Origin of the sequence: Drancourtella sp. An57 (assembly GCF_002161525.1) — a bacterium.
Lineage (GTDB): Bacteria > Bacillota > Clostridia > Lachnospirales > Lachnospiraceae > Sellimonas > Sellimonas catena.
In genome coordinates, this window is the sequence record NZ_NFHY01000012.1 from 79601 (window position 1) to 96281 (window position 16681).

General features: G+C 47.6%; 18 protein-coding genes. 13 read left to right on the top strand and 5 right to left on the bottom strand.

Annotation, left to right across the window (positions count from 1 at the left end; translation table 11 throughout):
- Positions 1-152: 152 nt before the first annotated feature.
- Genes B5G11_RS11160 through B5G11_RS11175 form a run of 4 tightly spaced genes read right to left on the bottom strand, consistent with a single transcriptional unit; the run spans position 153 to position 4978 of the window.
- A complete protein-coding gene (locus B5G11_RS11160; RefSeq protein WP_343215506.1) occupies positions 153-983 on the bottom strand; it encodes a Cof-type HAD-IIB family hydrolase in 831 nt (276 codons plus the stop codon).
- Entirely contained in the window at positions 980-2422 is a 1443-nt protein-coding gene (murF, locus tag B5G11_RS11165; protein ID WP_087253677.1) for a UDP-N-acetylmuramoyl-tripeptide--D-alanyl-D-alanine ligase, read from the bottom strand. Before murF ends, B5G11_RS11160 begins: the two co-directional genes overlap by 4 nt.
- A 23-nt stretch (positions 2423-2445) precedes the next feature.
- Positions 2446-3504, bottom strand: a complete 1059-nt coding sequence (locus B5G11_RS11170) for a D-alanine--D-alanine ligase (protein WP_087253680.1) — start codon at positions 3502-3504, stop codon at positions 2446-2448.
- A 13-nt stretch (positions 3505-3517) separates the two neighbouring features.
- On the bottom strand, positions 3518-4978 hold the full coding sequence (locus tag B5G11_RS11175; protein WP_087253684.1) for a nicotinate phosphoribosyltransferase: 1461 nt from the start codon (positions 4976-4978) through the stop codon (positions 3518-3520).
- A 188-nt stretch (positions 4979-5166) separates the two neighbouring features.
- Between B5G11_RS11175 and B5G11_RS11180 the strand changes: the two genes are divergently transcribed.
- Entirely contained in the window at positions 5167-5421 is a 255-nt protein-coding gene (locus tag B5G11_RS11180) for an HPr family phosphocarrier protein (RefSeq protein WP_087253689.1), read from the top strand.
- Between the two features lie 63 nt (positions 5422-5484).
- Here B5G11_RS11180 and B5G11_RS11185 read toward each other — a convergent pair whose 3' ends face one another.
- Positions 5485-6219 (bottom strand): lysophospholipid acyltransferase family protein, encoded by a 735-nt coding sequence (locus B5G11_RS11185; protein WP_087253692.1) that lies wholly within the window; start codon positions 6217-6219, stop codon positions 5485-5487.
- A 168-nt stretch (positions 6220-6387) separates the two neighbouring features.
- On the opposite strand from B5G11_RS11185, the gene B5G11_RS11190 reads away from it, so the two are divergent.
- From B5G11_RS11190 to B5G11_RS11245, 12 genes are all read left to right on the top strand, one after another.
- The gene (locus tag B5G11_RS11190; RefSeq protein WP_087167087.1) at positions 6388-6819 is read left to right on the top strand and encodes a protease complex subunit PrcB family protein; all 432 of its coding nucleotides are present in this window, start codon (positions 6388-6390) and stop codon (positions 6817-6819) included.
- 11 nt (positions 6820-6830) lie between these two features.
- The gene (locus tag B5G11_RS11195; protein ID WP_087253694.1) at positions 6831-8390 is read left to right on the top strand and encodes an SPOCS domain-containing protein; all 1560 of its coding nucleotides are present in this window, start codon (positions 6831-6833) and stop codon (positions 8388-8390) included.
- 117 nt (positions 8391-8507) lie between these two features.
- Positions 8508-9395, top strand: coding sequence for a 4-(cytidine 5'-diphospho)-2-C-methyl-D-erythritol kinase (ispE, locus tag B5G11_RS11200; protein ID WP_087167089.1), 888 nt, complete (start codon positions 8508-8510; stop codon positions 9393-9395).
- Entirely contained in the window at positions 9395-10087 is a 693-nt protein-coding gene (locus B5G11_RS11205) for a GntR family transcriptional regulator (protein WP_087167090.1), read from the top strand. Before ispE ends, B5G11_RS11205 begins: the two co-directional genes overlap by 1 nt.
- A gap of 59 nt (positions 10088-10146) precedes the next feature.
- Positions 10147-10767 carry a stage II sporulation protein R gene (gene spoIIR / locus B5G11_RS11210; protein ID WP_087253696.1) on the top strand — a complete coding sequence of 207 codons (621 nt, stop codon included), beginning with the start codon at positions 10147-10149 and terminating at the stop codon, positions 10765-10767.
- Between the two features lie 40 nt (positions 10768-10807).
- Positions 10808-11995, top strand: a complete 1188-nt coding sequence (locus B5G11_RS11215) for a cation diffusion facilitator family transporter (protein ID WP_087253699.1) — start codon at positions 10808-10810, stop codon at positions 11993-11995.
- Between the two features lie 12 nt (positions 11996-12007).
- Positions 12008-12769: an acyl-ACP thioesterase domain-containing protein gene (locus B5G11_RS11220; RefSeq protein ID WP_087253702.1), complete on the top strand. Its 762-nt coding sequence runs from the start codon at positions 12008-12010 to the stop codon at positions 12767-12769.
- Complete coding sequence (locus tag B5G11_RS11225; protein WP_087253705.1) at positions 12735-13562, top strand: S1-like domain-containing RNA-binding protein; 828 nt, start codon at positions 12735-12737, stop codon at positions 13560-13562. The genes B5G11_RS11220 and B5G11_RS11225 overlap by 35 nt, the downstream gene beginning before the upstream one ends.
- Before the next feature lie 42 nt (positions 13563-13604).
- The gene (locus B5G11_RS11230; protein WP_087167095.1) at positions 13605-13838 is read left to right on the top strand and encodes a polya polymerase; all 234 of its coding nucleotides are present in this window, start codon (positions 13605-13607) and stop codon (positions 13836-13838) included.
- Positions 13839-13956: 118 nt separating this feature from the next.
- The gene (locus B5G11_RS11235; RefSeq protein WP_158099266.1) at positions 13957-14631 is read left to right on the top strand and encodes a hypothetical protein; all 675 of its coding nucleotides are present in this window, start codon (positions 13957-13959) and stop codon (positions 14629-14631) included.
- The gene (locus tag B5G11_RS11240) at positions 14624-15388 is read left to right on the top strand and encodes a LytTR family DNA-binding domain-containing protein (protein WP_087253714.1); all 765 of its coding nucleotides are present in this window, start codon (positions 14624-14626) and stop codon (positions 15386-15388) included. The genes B5G11_RS11235 and B5G11_RS11240 overlap by 8 nt, the downstream gene beginning before the upstream one ends.
- Positions 15364-16677 carry a sensor histidine kinase gene (locus B5G11_RS11245; RefSeq protein ID WP_087253717.1) on the top strand — a complete coding sequence of 438 codons (1314 nt, stop codon included), beginning with the start codon at positions 15364-15366 and terminating at the stop codon, positions 16675-16677. Before B5G11_RS11240 ends, B5G11_RS11245 begins: the two co-directional genes overlap by 25 nt.
- Positions 16678-16681 lie beyond the last annotated feature (4 nt).

Sequence of the window (16681 nt, forward strand, 5' to 3'; positions counted from 1 at the left end):
CCTTCCAGCCCAGTAAAATCAAGGGCTAGAGGGCTTTTTCTTAAAATTTTCATTGGGGACAGGTTCTGAAACGCCGGAACACCTCCCCAAAACGCAAAAAACACCCGCCAGCCCAGTAAAATCAAGGGCTGGCGGGCATTTTCATGAAAAATTCATTGGGGACAGGTTCCGAAGCATCGGAACACGTCCCCGATGACGTAGAGGATACCGTCGTCGTCGTTTGAGAGTGTGATGAAGTCGGCGGCTTCTTTGACGGCGGGCTGTGCGTTTGCCATGGCGACGCCGAGTCCTGCGGACTGGATCATGGTGATGTCGTTGTAGCCGTCTCCGCAGCAGATCATCTGGTCGGTGGTCAGCCCGATGCTTGAGAGGAGTTTCTCAAGGGAGTGTGCCTTATCGATGTTCTGCGGCATGATTTCGAGGAAGAACGGGTCGGAGCAGTAGATGTTGAGCAGTCCGTGAAAGTGCGGGATGAGTTTGTCTTTTACACGGGCGATTTCATCTGGTTCTCCTGTGATGAGGAATTTGTTGTTGTCTGCCTCGATATGTTCGGTAAATGGTTCGATATGGCGGACCGGGAGCCCGTTGATCCGGGATTCCAGTTCGGTGTACTGGTTCGTGTGGAGCCCGGACAGTATGGCCTTCTCGGAATATCCTACAATGTCGACATCAAAGTGTCTGACGATTTCAAACAGAGGTGCAGCAATGTTTTTTGGAAGGAGTCTGTTGTAGATGATCTCCCGGCTCCGGCAGTCGGTGATGCGTCCGCCGTTGAAGGAGAGAATGTAGCTTCCAAAGCGTTCCAGCTGCAGTTCTTTTGCAAGGGGAAGGACGCCGGTTGTTGGGCGTCCGCTTGCAAGTACTACTTTGATTCCGTTTTCCTGTATCCGGATCAGTGCCTCTTTTGTCTGGGGCGTGATCTCTTTTTTTGAGTTGGTCAGTGTGCCGTCAAGATCCAGGGCGAGGATCTGGTAATCCATCATAATGTTTCTCCTTTTTCCGTGCTGTTGCCTGTGTGGCAGTATCCATTACAGCCGAATTCTTTTAATGTTTCCACAATCTGAGAGAATTTCATGGAATTGGAAGCTTTTACAAGGACGGTATCCCCCTTTTGAAATAAAGAAGAGACGTCGTTTAAAAAGCGTTCTTTGTCTGGATAGTAGAGTACGGTATTGCCGGAGGCAATATTTTTGGCACCCTGATACATGTGTTCGGCCAGAGGTCCGATGCAGATGATCTGGTCGATGCCTTTGCGGGCAGCGTATTCTCCGGTTTCAAAATGAAGGCGGTCTTCGTCTTTGCCTAATTCTTTCATGTCCCCCATAACCGCGGTGCGGCGTCCCAAAGCCATGGCGAGGACATCAAGGGATGCCCGCATGGATGCCGGATTGGCATTGTAGCAGTCATCCAGAATGGTCAGAGTATCGGTCTCAATCTGGTGATTCCGTCCGGATACCGGCTGGAGAGCCCGGATACCGGATTCGATTTCCTCGGCTGAGAGTCCGAAGAGACGGCCGATGTAAGCTCCTGCGAGAGCGTTGTAGACCATGTGTTTTCCTGGAATCGGGATGTCGGCCTGAATCGTTGCCTCCGGGGAATCGCCGCATGCCGGAAGCTGGATTGTGCAGAGTGTTCCCTTGAGTCCTCTGTTTTCAATGTGGGATGCGAAAACCGGAGCGGCAGAATCGATGCCGAAAAATACCGGTTTCTGCCCGCGCACATCAGAGACCGTGCGCAGCATATCATCATCTCCATTTAAAACAACACAGAACTCATCCTGCAGGTGATCGAACATTTCAGTCTTTGCTTTGAGGATTCCCTCACGGGAACCGAGACTTTCCAGATGTGCGTATCCGATATTTGTGATGACACAGACATCCGGCCTTGCAATATCCGCCAGACGGTGCATTTCTCCGAAATGGTCGATTCCCATTTCGAGAACCGCGATTTCATCTTCTTCGGTCAGCCGGAAAATGGTCAGCGGAAGACCGATCTCATTATTATAATTTCCTTCTGTTTTCAGTACGTGATATTTCTGCGCCAGAACAGAGGCGATCAGCTCTTTGGTGCTGGTCTTGCCGACACTTCCCGTAATGCCGATCACTTTCAGATTCAGCCGGCTGCGGTAATAGCGGGCCAGATCTTTGAGCGCCTGTTCGGTGGACTCTACAACAATATACGGGTACGGGACGTCTCCCAGGGAATGTTCGGATAAGGAGCACAGTGCTCCTTTCTCCATAACCTGTTCTATAAAATCATGTCCGTCTACGCGCGCACCTTTGATTGGAACGAAGAGAAATCCTTCTTCAATCTTGCGGCTGTCAATCGCCACGCCGGTAATCTCCCGGCTGAGAAGCTCTTCCGGTCCGCAGCAGGTACCGCCGCAGGCGGAGGCAATAGCTGCCAGTGATAATCCTTTCATATGTGTTCTCCTGTCTTTGGTAATTACCCGCGGTAACGGGCATCCATGGATTTTTCAATCAGCAGTTCGCAGAGATCGCCGAATTCGATTCCGGCTGCCTTTGCTTCTTTTGGAAGAAGGCTTGCGGCTGTCATTCCAGGCAGACTGTTGTATTCCAGACAGTAAATGCTGCCGTCTTCAGTCAGAAGGAAATCGGCACGGGCATACACGTCAAGTTTGAGTGCCTTGAATGCCTTCTCCGCAATATTCTGAATCCGAAGTGCTGTTTCTTCCGGAATCCGGGCAGGGCAGATCTCTTCTGTCATGCCGTCCTGATATTTGTTCGCATAATCAAACCAGCCGTTTTTCGGACAGATTTCGATGACAGGAAGAGCTTTTCCGTCGATGACGCCGCAGGCGAGTTCTCTTCCTTTAATATACTCTTCAATAATAATCTCATCTTCGTAGCGGAAAGACTCCCGGACAGCCTGGTCAAATTCTTCCTCTGTGTGGGCGAAATAAACGCCGATGCTGGAACCGCCGGAGCATGGTTTTACCACGAGCGGGAGAGGAAGTCCGGTGGAAGCAAGGGAATGATCCGTGGCAGATTTTTTCATCCAGGTTCCCTTTGGAGTCGGAATCTGGTTTGCCTCAAAGATCACCTTCGTAATTTCTTTATCCATGGAAAGGGCGCAGCCAAGGGAACTTGGTCCGGTATAACGGATGCCGAGGACATCAAAGGATGCCTGGAGTTTTCCGTTTTCTCCCACGTCTCCGTGAAGTCCCATAAATACGATGTCCGCAAGCCGGCAAAGCTCGATGACATTAGCGCCGAAAAAGCAGTCTGACTTGTCTTCTCTGGATGCCTTTACCGCTTCCAGATCCGGCTCTGTGGAGCGGATTCCGGATGCGATTCCAAGACCTGCGTCCGGTCTTTTGAAGACCGCTTCCAGATCATCCCCGGCATCCGGAAGCCCGAGGAACGGATCCAGAAGAAAAGCGTCGTGGCCTTTCTCACGTAAGGTACGGCAGATCCCTGCACCGGAACTTAAAGAAACGTCTCGTTCGGTGCTGAGTCCTCCTGCTAATACAATAATTTTCATAATCAAATCCTCCTTATAAATTATCCATACTCATCTGATCGAGCAGTTCCTTCTTCACCTGATACAGCCGGTCAGATAAATCGACATAGACATTGTGTGGGTAGAAGAGACGCTTTGTCTCATCCCACAGTGTATCTTTTTCCTGGCGGCAGTAGTCCGCAATCTCCATCACGGTCGGAGACTGGTATACGCATTCTCCGTTGATGAAAACCGGAACGAGCATTTCACGCATCGTGTAAGTGCCGCCTTTTAACTTCGTCTTTTTCCATGTTTCGATCGGGTCGAACAGAAGCAGATCGTCATTTTCATCGAAAGTCTCATCTGCAAAACAGATCAGGTCTGCCTTGATCTTGCCGCTTTCTTTCTCGTAGATCCGGTAGATCGTCTTGTTGCCCGGATTGGTAATCTTTTCCGTATTCTCGGACAGCTTGATCTTCGGAACAAACGTGCCGTTTTCATCCTGAATAGCCGCCAGCTTGTAGACGCCGCCAAAGGACGGGCAGTCCTTGGACGTGATCAGGTGAGTGCCCACACCCCAGACGTCGATGGCTGCTCCCTGCTGCTTCAGATCGTGGATCAGATATTCATCCAGATCATTGGAAGCGGAAATCTTCGCCTCCGGGAATCCTGCGTCATCCAGCATCTTACGTGCCTTCTTAGAAAGATATGCAAGGTCGCCGCTGTCAAGACGGATTCCGAAGCTTTTCGACTGGATTCCCTCTTCCCGCATCTCACTGAACACACGGATCGCGTTCGGTACACCGGATTTTAAGGTGTCATATGTGTCCACAAGCAGAGTACAGGAATCAGGATACATCCGGGCGTACGCCTTGAATGCTTCGTATTCACTTGGAAAACTCATGATCCAGCTGTGGGCATGGGTTCCCATCACCGGAACATCAAACATCTGTCCGGCCAGAACATTGGATGTACCGACGCAGCCGCCGATCATGGCAGCTCTCGCCCCGTAAAGTCCGGCATCCGGCCCCTGGGCACGACGAAGGCCGAACTCCATGATGCCGCCGCTGTTTGCCGCGTAGACAACACGGGCAGTCTTGGTAGCAATCAGAGACTGGTGGTTTACGATATTCAAAATCGCCGTCTCCACCAGCTGGGCCTCCATAATCGGGGCAACGACTTTGATAATCGGTTCTCTTGGGAAAATCACACTTCCTTCCGGAATTGCGTAGATATCACCGCTGAAATGATATCCACTTAAATAATGAAGGAAATCTTCATCAAAAATGTGCAGGCTTCTTAAATAATCCACTGCTTCATACGAAAAATGCAGCCCCTTGATATACTCGATCACCTGATCCAGCCCGGCTGCAATGGAATAGCCATTATTACAAGGGTTGGCACGGTAAAAGACGTCAAATACAACGACTTTGTCGTGATCCTTCTCCTTAAAATATCCCTGCATCATTGTCAGTTCATACAAATCTGTCAATAATGTCAAATTACGTTCCAACATAGGACACACTCCTTTTTTGCCGCACAAAAGAGTGTACGGCCTTTTTTTCAGCATAATACTGGAAACATTATAGCACTCATCCGGGCAAAGGGAAAGAAAAAATCCGCAACTTCAAATTGAAAGCCCCGGGGAACTGGTATATAATAAGCTTAAAAAAAGAACATTTCCAGATGGAAGGAGGAGTCAATATGACCACACGAAAAGTGATAGCAGCAGATATCGAAAGCAGATATGAGGCACCGGGCGCAGAACTGGTTCGTATTGCATGCCAGTTCCAGAGCAGGATTATGTTAAAGAGCGGCGATATGCATATTAACGCAAAGAGTATTATGGGGATGATGGCTTTCCGACCATCAAAGGGAATGGAGATCGAGATCACGGCAGAAGGTGATGACGAGGAAAAGGCAGCTCTGGCGATGGAAGCATTTTTGAAAAATGAATAGAGACAGATAAATACAGGGGAGGCAGCGACTCATATGAGCCGCTGCCTCCCCTTAACTGTTGCCTTATACCATATCCGCGTTTTTCTCAATCGTTTCCTTAATAATCGCTTCAAAATACGGCGCGAGATGTTTTCTTGTCTCCTTGTCCAGATCTTTTGGATATACCGGCTTCCCGTACTCTACGACCACATAAGTCTTCCGGACAAACGGAAAATGGGCTTCAAAAATCTGAGCGGTATTATTCAAACTGATCGGGACAATCGCACATCCCGCCTTTTCCGCAATCTTAAAGGACCCCTCTTTAAAAGGAAGAAGGCTTAACTCTTCCCCGGTATTTCGCGTCCCTTCAGGGAAAATACAGATCGAAATCCCCTTCTTTACATAATCAATCGCCTGAAGAATCGTTTTCATGCCCTGCTTCGGATCTTCGCGGTCCAGAAACAGGCAGTATACATACTTCATCCAGGTGGAGAGAAGAGGAATCTTCTCCATCTCCTTTTTGGCAACATATCCGGTGAGCCGCGGGCATCTGGAATAGGTCAGCAGAATATCGAAATAACTTCTGTGATTTCCCACAAACAGGACCGGCTCATCCGGAATATTCTCAAGTCCGATCACCGTAGCATCTACGCCCGCGATTTTCAGGATACATTTAAAACCCCACTGCACAATCCGCAGGGAAGAAAGATCGCGCATCTGCCGGTTTTTCTTTCCGATCAGCCATTCCACGAAAAAGACCGGTATGGAAAGAATCAGATAGACAACCAGATAAATGACAATACAGATAAAGCGAATCATGGGGATACGCTCCTTTCCATAAAATTTAATAGACAGTATGTCGAAAAAAGACGTACTTACAAAGTAACACTATTATACTATAAAAATGCGCGAAAAGAAATCAAGATTTGGTATTTTTTATGGGAAGTTTGTGTAAGATGATAAAGAGAAACTGCAGGATCGCATGGAATGAGCAAAAAAGCAGGAAATTTCCGAAAAATCATCTTCTCCTGTACTGCAGTCTTCCTGATTTTATGCATGTCCGGATGCTCTGTCACGGACCTGGGAGGAACGAAAAAGCAGGAGCTGGACTTTACGGTCCTGGAAAAGGAAGACATACCGGAGGAATTAAAGACTCAAATCGAAGAGAAAAAGGACGAACCGATGAAGCTGACGTACACGGACCAGGGACAGATGTACCTTGTCAGAGGGTATGGAAAAAAGGAGAGCAGCGGATACAGCATTGAGGTAAAAGAACTTTACGAGACCGAAAACGCCGTCCATATCCGCACGGAGCTGAAAGGACCGGGAGAAAAGGAACAGGTCATCGAAAAACACACATGGCCTTATCTTGTCGTGAAACTGGATTATCAGGACAGACATGTTGTCTTTGAAGAATGAGGAGGTTCCCTATGGAGTTGGTAAAAAAACAGATTATGAAACAATGGAGCGGAAAGCCGGTGACAGACCAGTTTCTGATTGATGAAGACTACAATGTGCCGGACAACAAAAAGGATATCAAAAAAGTCATGCAAAGCGAAGGAACGCTGCGGATCGAGGAAATCCGAAAGGTGGATCATTATGTGAAAATCCATGGAAAGCTGATGTTCAAAATTCTCTATGTCACCGATGAGGCGGATGAAAAGATGGCAGAACTCTCCGGACAGTTCCCGTTTGAAGAGATGGTTTACACAGAAGAGGAACGGGGAGACTGGCTGATCCGAAGCACCAGAACCGATGTGACGGCGGTGATGATTCACTCCAGAAAGCTCAATATCCGGACCATGGCGGAGATGGTGCTGGTTCCGGAAGCCGGAGAGGAAGGCGAATTGACGATAGACGTGGACGGCGTCGACCGGTGCTGTAAGAAAAAGGAGACCCGGAAGATTCTGAAGATGCTGACCTCCATCCGTGATACATACCGGATCAAAGAGGAAATCCACCTTCCGAAAGGGAAAGAAAATATTGCCTCCCTTCTGTGGACGGATATCAAACCGCAACGGCTGGATACGAAACTGGTGCAGGACGGACTGATTGTGGAAGGGGAACTGCTTGTCTTTGCCTTTTATGAGACGCCGGATGAGACACTGAACTGGATTGAGGAGCCGGTACGCTTCGAGGGTAGAATTCCGTGCCCGGGAGCAGACGAGACAATGTTCCACCAGATCGACAGCGCTTTTACCGACGAAAACGCGGAAGTGCGGCTGGATGAGGACGGAGAAATGCGGATTGTCGGCATTGAGGCATCGCTGGAAGTGAAAGCTTCCGTTTTCGAGGAGGAAGAAGTGGAAATCCTTCAGGATCTGTATTCTTTAAGCTGCAATCTGACATCTGAAAAGGAGAAGGATGAATATGAGCAGATGGTGATGCAGAACCACCTGAAATGCAGCGTCAGCGAGACCCTTTCCCTGCCGGAACTCAAAGACAATATTTTTCAGATCTGCCATACGTCGGGCAGCCTTGAAATTGTCCGGACGGAAGCGAAAGAAGAAGGAATTCAGGTAGAAGGAATCCTGCACATCGGATTTTTGTATGTCAAGCCGGATGATGATATTCCGTTTGACACCTGGCAGGGCATGGTCCCGTTTTCCTGTATGCTGGAATGCAATGAAATGTATCCGGATATCCGCTGTTCCTTAAACGGCTGCATCGAACAGCTGACAGTCAACCTTCTGGGACAGGGGAAAGCGGAGATTAAGGCTGCCGTCTGCTTCCGGGCGCTGGTAAGGAAACCGGTGGAAATCGAAAATATCAAAGGCATTACCATGGAAGAACGCTCGATGGAAGAACTGGCAAAGAGACCGGGTATTGTAGGGTATGCGGTCAAAGACGGAGATGATCTGTTCTCCCTTGCCAAGCGGTTCGGAACGACCGAAGAGAGCATCTGTGAGGTCAATGGAATCGAGAAGGAAAAAGGACTGCGTCCAGGTGAGAGGATATTGATTTTTAAGGAAAATTTGAGTATACTATAAGGAAATGTATACAAAATACATATTGTCCGTTTCTTCTATTATATAGAATCTTTTATAAGATCCGGAACAGGAAGAAAAGGGCAGGAGAGAAAAGAGGATAAACTAAGGAGAGATTGGATGGAACGAATTCAGTTAAAAGCACTTGGAAAGATTAATCTGGGGCTCGATGTACTTGGAAGAAGAGAAAACGGATATCACGATGTCAGGATGATCATGCAGACCGTCTACCTGTATGATGAGGTCACGCTGGAAAAGCGGAAAGAGCCTGGCATTACCGTTGCATCCAATCTCGTTTTTTTGCCGACGGATGAAAGCAACATTGCGTTTCGTGCAGCAAAGATTCTGCTGGATGAATTTGGAGAAAAGCACGGAGTTTCCATCACGTTGAAAAAGCACATTCCGGTGGCGGCAGGGATGGCAGGCGGAAGCGCGGACGCCGCCGCCGTGCTCTTCGGGATGAACCGGCTTTTCGGATGGAAATTAAGTGAAAAAGAACTGATGGAGCGCGGGGTCACACTTGGCGCGGATGTCCCGTACTGTATCATGCGGGGAACGGCTCTGGCAGAAGGAATCGGGGAAAAGCTTACCCGCCTTCCGGCCATGCCAAAATGCCACGTTCTCATTGCAAAACCGCCCATCAGCGTCTCCACAAAGATGGTCTACGAAAAGCTGGATTCTTCTGCCATCGTGGATCATCCGGACATTGACGGAATCATCGAAGGACTTCGGGCAAAAGACGTCACCCGTGTGGCCGGCTCGATGGGAAATGTCCTGGAGAGTGTGACAGAGAAACAGTACCCGGTGATCACGCAGATCAAAGAAGAGATGCTTCGCGGCGGAGCCATGAACGCCATGATGAGCGGAAGCGGCCCTACCGTATTCGGCCTGTTCAGGGAACGCAGTATGGCAAAGAAAACAGCGGAACAGATTCGACAGAAGGGATTTGCAAGACAGATTTACACAACAACCATTCACAATGTACGAAAGAACAGGAGGAACGATTGATGGAAGCAGATTTTGGAGCAGAAATGAATGAGTATCTTCCGCTGCGCGACGTGGTGTTCAATACACTCCGCCAGGCGATTTTAAGAGGCGAGTTAAAACCGGGAGAACGGCTGATGGAAGTCCAGCTTGCGAAAAAGCTGGGCGTGAGCCGCACACCGATCCGTGAGGCGATCCGGAAGCTGGAGCTGGAAGGGCTGGTACTGATGATTCCGCGAAGAGGAGCAGAAGTGGCGGAAATCACGGAGAAAAGCATGCGGGACGTGCTGGAAGTCAGACGGGCACTGGAAGTGCTTGCGGTCAGCCTGAGCTGCGAGCGGATCACAAAGGAGCAGATTGAAGAGCTCAAAAAGGCGGCGGAAGAGTTTGACCGGTCGCTGACATCTGATGATGTGACAAGGACTGCCGAGGCAGACGTCCACTTCCACGACATCATTTACAACTCTACAGAAAACCAGAGACTGATCCAGCTTCTGAACAATCTGGGAGAGCAGATGTACCGGTACCGGGTGGAATACTTAAAGCACCGGGAATTCCATCCGCAGATTTCAAAAGAGCACAAAGAGCTGATCACCTATCTGGAAGCAGGCGCGAAAGAGCAGGCGGAAGAAAAAATCGGCGTACACATCGACAAGCAGGCAAGAACCGTGCTTGAGACGATCCGCCGGAATAAAAATCCGGAAAAAGCAGAATAAATCAACCAGATCCGGCAATACTCCCGTTAGTAATGGAAACAACGGGAGGGACGTGGATCATGGAAAAACGAAGAAATCTCATCATGGCAGCGTTAGCTGTCATGATTTCGCTGATGCTGACTGCGTGTGTCTGGCGCACGGAGACAGTCAGCGCAAAAGTAGAGAAAACACAGGAGCACATGGCAGAGGAAGTGCTGCGCTTCCATGTGCTTGCAAACAGCGACAGCAAAGAGGACCAGAACCTGAAAATGAAAGTAAAGGATACGGTTGTCTCCTGGATGGAAGAAGAGATGGATACAGAAAGTCTTGAGCAGACAAAAGCATTTATCCGCTCCCACCTTCCGCAGATCGAAGCACTTGCCGAAGAGACCATCCAGAAGGAAGGATATTCCTATCCGGTCCGGGCATCCCTTGAGTGGACAGCCTTCCCGGAAAAGACCTACGGGGATATCACCTTTCCGGCCGGAACGTATGAAGCGCTCCGGATCCAGATCGGGGAAGCAAAAGGGCACAACTGGTGGTGTGTTCTGTATCCGAGCCTTTGCTTTATCGACAGCGCCCATGCGGTCGTCCCGGAAAAAGGGAAAAAGCAGCTGGAACATGTCCTGACAGAAGAGGAATATGAGATGGTGACAGCGACATCAAAATTCAAAATCAAATGGTTCTTCTTCGGATCATAAAGAAAAAGTACTTCAGGACAAAAGACGAAAGGGAAAAGGAATGACAGAATTTTTAGTAAGACGGTTTGTAAAAAACTACGAACAGACAGAGACGGTTGCGGTGCGGACAGCCTACGGAGTACTGGCAAGTGTGGTGGGTATCCTCTGCAATGTCTTTCTCTTTCTTGTAAAAGGAGCCGTGGGAATTATACTTCACAGTATTTCCGTTACGGCAGACGCATTCAACAATCTTTCCGATGCCGGATCATCGATCATCGGTCTCGTCGGGGTCAAGATGGCGGAAAAGCCCGCCGATGAGGAACATCCCTTCGGGCACGGGCGGATCGAGTATATCGCGGCACTGGTTGTGGCATTTATCGTACTGCAGGTAGGCTTTACCTTCCTGAAAGACGCCGTTGGGAGAATCCGGAATCCGGAGATCCTCAGCTTCAATACCATTTCTGTTGTCATATTGATTCTGTCCATCGGAGTCAAGCTGTGGATGGCGGCGTTTAACCGAAAGCTTGGAAAAAGGATTGATTCTAAAGTCATGATGGCCACGGCAGCCGATGCCATGGGAGATGTGGCAACGACAACGGCGACAATACTTTCTGTATTATTTTTCCGTGTGACAGGCATCAATATCGACGGTTTCGTCGGAATCGGCGTGGCACTCGTTGTCATGTGGGCCGGAATCGGAATCGCAAAAGATACACTGGAACCATTGATCGGGGAAGCAGTCCCGCAGGAAACCTTTGATGAAATCACCAGATTTGTGGAATCCTACGACGGCATTGTCGGAACACACGATCTGCTGGTACATAATTACGGACCGGGACGGAGCATGGCGTCCATCCATGCGGAAGTGCCAAATGACGTGAATATCGAAGTTTCCCACGAGATCATCGACCGGATCGAGCGGGACGCCAGAAAATATCTGGGCATCTATCTTCTGATCCACATGGATCCGATTGAGACAAAAGATCAGGATGTGCTTCAGATCCGGGAAAAGGTGGAACACATTGTGGCCGAGACCGATCCGGAAGCAAGCATTCATGACTTCCGTATGGTGCCGGGCGAACATCAGATCAATCTGATCTTTGACATGGTGATGCCCCACGGGTATGATAAAGAAGAGGAAAATACACTGCTTCATCTAGTGATGGAGAAAATCCGTCATCTGGACGAGCGGTATCAATGCGTAATTACGATGGAAAAAAGCTATGTGGCAGAATCAAAAGAAAAGTAAAAGAGGGATGATATGTACGAGGTGAAATCAAGAGTACGGCTCAGTGAAGTGTCGGACAACGGATGCATGACACTTCCGGGCATAATCAATTCGTTCCAGGACGCAAGCATCTTTCAGTCGGAGGATCTTGGCGTAGGAACGAAGTATCTCGAAGAACAGAAAAAAGCATGGGTGCTTTCTTCCTGGCAGGTAGAAATCCTGCGCTATCCAAAACTTGGAGAAGAAATCCGGACCTGCACCTGGCCGACCGGATTCCACGGATTCTTCGGTGACCGGAACTTTGTCATGAAGGATCAAAATGGAGAAGTCACGGCGTATGCCAACTCAATCTGGGTTTACATGGATCTGGCATCCGGACGTCCGACCCGGCCTTCCGAAGAGGAAATCAGCCGCTACGGGATGGAAGAGCCGTATCCGATGGAATATGCATCCCGGAAAGTGCCGATGCCGGAAGGAGGAGTCAAAACGTCTCCGATCAAAGTCAGGAAGTATCATATAGACACGAACCATCACGTCAACAACTGCCAGTATGTGCAGATGGCGGTGGAACTTCTGGAAGAAAACGGGATGGAGCCGGACTTTTCCGGCCTGCGGGTAGAATATAAGAAATCAGCGGTTTACGGGGACATTCTTTATCCTTCATACAAGATACAGGACGGCATTTCGACAGTATTGCTTGGGGATGAGAATGGAAAACCGTACGCGGTTGTGGAGCTAAAGCATAAAGGAGAACAAAACGATGAAATTGGGCGAAAAGCAAGTATTGACGATTGAAAAGCAGGTAGATTTCGGAGTCTATCTGGGAACGGAAGAGGAGCATGTCCTTCTTCCGAAAAAACAGGTGCCGAAGGGGGCGGGCCCGGGAGATCCGGTGGAAGTCTTTTTATATAAAGACTCCAGAGACCGTCTCATTGCAACGACAAATGAGCCGAAGCTGACCCTCGGAGAACTGGCGGTTCTGGAAGTGATCGATACCGGAAAGAACGGCGCCTTCCTCGACTGGGGACTGGAAAAGGACCTCTTCCTTCCATTCAGGGAGCAGACCGGACCGGTGAAAAAGGGCGATCACGTTCTGGTAAGCCTTTACATTGACAAAAGCTCCCGCCTGTGCGCGACCATGAAAGTCTACGAAAAGCTGTCCTGCGATTCCCCGTACCAGAAAGACGATATGGTGGAAGGAATTGTCTACGAACTCAGTGACCGCTTCGGTGTCTTCGTGGCGGTAGACGGAAAATACTCTGCCCTGATCCCGAAACGGGAAGTGTACCATTCCTACCGGGTAGGCGAGACGATCCGTGCCAGAGTATCTGCAGTCAAAGACAACGGAAAACTGGATTTAAGCGTGCGGGAAAAAGCATTCATCCAGATGGATGTAGACGCGGCAAAACTGATGGACTACATGGAAAAACATGGCGGCCGGATTCCATTTACGGATAAGGCGGCGCCGGAAACGATCCGCAAGGAATTTGAGATGAGCAAAAACGAATTCAAACGGGCGGTGGGACGCCTCTTGAAAGAGAAAAAGATTGAAATCAGGGAAAAGGACATTGTCCTTGCAGGCAAATAAATCATATAAGAAACAAACAGGAAAAAGAAAGGAGAAACGCAGATGAAAGTACAGAACATTACGGACATTGACAAATTTTTTGAAGTAGTGGACAGCTGTAAAGGAAAGGTGGAACTGGTAACAGGAGAGGGTGACAGACTGAATCTCAAATCAAAACTGTCTCAGTATGTATCTCTGGCAAATATCTTTTCCAACGGCGAGATTCCGGAACTGGAAATCATTGCCTATGAAAAGGAAGATATCGACAAACTCGTATCCTTCATGATTAACGGCTAAGAAAACAAAACAGAATCAAAGAAAGCAGGGCGGAAGATCAGATCTTCCGCCTTTTCAACATATTTGGCGAGGACAGAAAAATACCAAAAGGAAAAGGGAGAATTCGAGGACAAAAATGATGATTTCGAGGACAAAAGGGCGAAAATTAGCGAAAAATGTAGTACAATTTCATCAGGACGAAAAGATAGTTAAGCTGAGGGCGCAGGGAGAAAAAATGAAATTTGCCAAAGTAGAAGTCGAAGGAATCAAACTTGCGGTCTCAAAATTTTACAAAACGGATGCACTTCAGTGCAGGAAAATCTTATTAGAGAGTATTCAGTGGCTGAGGGATCGGTATGAGCGTTTGAAAGAGAAAGAAGATCTCAAGAAAGCGCTCTGCCACATGGAAGCGTATGGAGAGCTTGGCTTTTCATACGACGATGTAAAAGATGAGGCGGAAGAGATCTTCGGCCTGCTGGAAGCGGACAAGGAGGTGAGAAAAGAGTTTCGGATACATTTCTGCGAGAAAGTCGTAGTCAGCAAAAGCAGAGTCAACCAGCTACTCGGCAGGTGGAATCCAGCCCGGCATTCCATGCGGATCGGCGATGCGGTGGATGATATCATCCGGAAAGTGACAGAGCAGGAGGAGGGAATCTTCCTCTATCACTGCGGAAGAAAGATTGCCGGAGACGGGGAAGACGGACTGTGGGAGCATACTTTCCGCCTTCAAATACAGGATGGAGAAGCAATTTTCCACGATGTCAATCAGAACCGATATTATCTGCTATTGAAGGAGGAAAAATCACATGTTTAAAATTATTATCGTTGATGATGACAAATGGATGCAGGATATGATCCGGGACAAAATCAAAGAAACGGCGGACGCATTTCTGAACACACAACTTCTGGTTTTCTCATCGGGAGAAGCATTTCTGGAGTATGCGAAGACGCAGGAATACGGAGAGGAAGGGGATATCTTTTTTGTGGACATCGAACTTGGGAACGGGATGACCGGACTTGAATTTGGAAGGCTTCTGCGAAAAACATATCCGAACCGGGGACTTGTGTTCCTGACATCTCATACGGAATTTGCGCTGGAAAGCTATGAGATCGAGGCAGATCAGTATATCCTGAAAGAAACGATGGATGAGCGGCTGCCGCACATCCTGGAAAAACTCATGCGCCGGATGGGAGCAGAAAAAAATGAATATCTAATGCTGAAACGACAGGATGAACCGGAAGAAAAAGAACAAAAAGTCTATTTCCGTGAAATTATTACCGTCCATAAGAAAAAGATGGGAAAATATGCAGAATATGCGACCTTCCACGGGAACTTCAAAGAACGGATTCCTTTAAGCGAATTGATGAAAAAGCTGGACAGTAATGAATTTTTCCTTGCAGATCGAAGTAATATTATCAACCTCCGCAATGTCCAAAGTATCAAGGGCAATACGATCTACATGGAGGAAGGTCATGAACTGGAACTGAACCAGTACCGGATCGATGCAGCGAAGAAAAAGATTGAAGCTTACTGGAGGGAACGGGAATGGGACGACAAATTCATGGAATAGTACTGATTCTGCTTTCCATCTGTGAGGTGTGGATGTGCTATCAGGTCTTATACCGGACGGTATTGGAGAAGGAGCATCTGCGGAAATGGCAGAAGGTGCTGATCTGGGGGAATATCACTGTGTTGGGAATTCTCATGGGAATCAATCGGAAGATTATATTTTTCTCAACGCTCATGTTTGCTTTTAGCATTTTGGTTACTTGGCTATGTGCCTTGGGAGTAGAGCGTAAGAATGTGTTGATAAAATTGCAAATTATTATTTTATATTACACAATCTTTGCTTTGCTAGATTTTTTCTTTGGATTTATAAGTATGGAAGTGATAGGGCAGCGATTTTTTGATGATATTTATAAGTTTTCACAGTCCATTGTACAATGCGTTTTATATTTAATATCAAGAGTATGCATTGCAGTCCTATTAATGAAGTGGGATCATCATGGATGGTACAGAAAGGACGACAGAAATGTGTTGGTATGGCTTTGCATAGGGGGAGTGGCACTGCTACGAATCTATCAAAAGATATTAGGAAATATGGCTCTCGGTTCCATACTTATGAGAGGATGGGCGGCTGCTGTTTCTATGGTATTAGTGGCTGTGTTAACATCAGGCGTTTTTATCGTTTCCTATCACTTCAAAATGCTGAAAAAAGAAAATGAGATGCTTTTGAACTTGGAAGAAATGTCCAAAAATCATGTAAAGGATTTGGAACAGATGATAGAGAAAAACCGAATCCTGACACACGATATGAAAAATCATCTTATTGTTTTGCAGGAGTATGGGAAAAAGGAGAAATGGGATTTACTCATGTCCTATTTAAATGAGATATCGGATGATCTTTATTGGGTGACAAAAGCCACGTGGACACAAGTGGAAATTTTAGATATGCTTTTGAATCAGAAAAAGATGAAAGCAGAGTCAAAAGGGATTGCTTTTCACATCAAAGCAAGTACAATTGGGGAAGTATCCATTACCGATACGGAAATTTGTTCGCTGTTTGGTAACTTGCTAGATAATGCAATAGAAGCATGCGAAAAGATCCAGTATAAAAAACGATGGATTGAAATCCGTATTATGAGAAAATCTAAAATGCTATACATTACGATCGCCAATAGCATCGAAGAGTTCCCATTAGTACAAGAGGGCAAGTTGATTACCGGAAAAAAGGAAAAGCAGCGGCACGGTTATGGACTCAAAAGTGTGCAGCATGTTGTACGAAAGTATCGTGGCGATTTTGAATATCAGATTTGTGAAAAAGAATTTATTGTAACAGTTAAATTTTGGAAATTATAGATAA

Bases quoted from the DNA above. Each gene is read 5' to 3' on its own strand.
- B5G11_RS11220 (WP_087253702.1), top strand. From the start codon at position 12,008: ATGTACGAGGTGAAATCAAGAGTACGGCTCAGTGAAGTGTCGGACAAC.
- B5G11_RS11215 (WP_087253699.1), top strand. From the start codon at position 10,808: ATGACAGAATTTTTAGTAAGACGGTTTGTAAAAAACTACGAACAGACA.
- B5G11_RS11160 (WP_343215506.1), bottom strand. From the start codon at position 983: ATGATGGATTACCAGATCCTCGCCCTGGATCTTGACGGCACACTGACC.
- B5G11_RS11230 (WP_087167095.1), top strand. From the start codon at position 13,605: ATGAAAGTACAGAACATTACGGACATTGACAAATTTTTTGAAGTAGTG.
- B5G11_RS11205 (WP_087167090.1), top strand. From the start codon at position 9,395: ATGGAAGCAGATTTTGGAGCAGAAATGAATGAGTATCTTCCGCTGCGC.
- B5G11_RS11180 (WP_087253689.1), top strand. From the start codon at position 5,167: ATGACCACACGAAAAGTGATAGCAGCAGATATCGAAAGCAGATATGAG.
- B5G11_RS11235 (WP_158099266.1), top strand. From the start codon at position 13,957: ATGATTTCGAGGACAAAAGGGCGAAAATTAGCGAAAAATGTAGTACAA.
- B5G11_RS11195 (WP_087253694.1), top strand. From the start codon at position 6,831: ATGGAGTTGGTAAAAAAACAGATTATGAAACAATGGAGCGGAAAGCCG.
- B5G11_RS11175 (WP_087253684.1), bottom strand. From the start codon at position 4,978: ATGTTGGAACGTAATTTGACATTATTGACAGATTTGTATGAACTGACA.
- B5G11_RS11245 (WP_087253717.1), top strand. From the start codon at position 15,364: ATGGGACGACAAATTCATGGAATAGTACTGATTCTGCTTTCCATCTGT.
- murF (WP_087253677.1), bottom strand. From the start codon at position 2,422: ATGAAAGGATTATCACTGGCAGCTATTGCCTCCGCCTGCGGCGGTACC.
- B5G11_RS11185 (WP_087253692.1), bottom strand. From the start codon at position 6,219: ATGATTCGCTTTATCTGTATTGTCATTTATCTGGTTGTCTATCTGATT.
- B5G11_RS11225 (WP_087253705.1), top strand. From the start codon at position 12,735: ATGAAATTGGGCGAAAAGCAAGTATTGACGATTGAAAAGCAGGTAGAT.
- spoIIR (WP_087253696.1), top strand. From the start codon at position 10,147: ATGGAAAAACGAAGAAATCTCATCATGGCAGCGTTAGCTGTCATGATT.
- B5G11_RS11170 (WP_087253680.1), bottom strand. From the start codon at position 3,504: ATGAAAATTATTGTATTAGCAGGAGGACTCAGCACCGAACGAGACGTT.
- B5G11_RS11190 (WP_087167087.1), top strand. From the start codon at position 6,388: ATGAGCAAAAAAGCAGGAAATTTCCGAAAAATCATCTTCTCCTGTACT.
- ispE (WP_087167089.1), top strand. From the start codon at position 8,508: ATGGAACGAATTCAGTTAAAAGCACTTGGAAAGATTAATCTGGGGCTC.
- B5G11_RS11240 (WP_087253714.1), top strand. From the start codon at position 14,624: ATGTTTAAAATTATTATCGTTGATGATGACAAATGGATGCAGGATATG.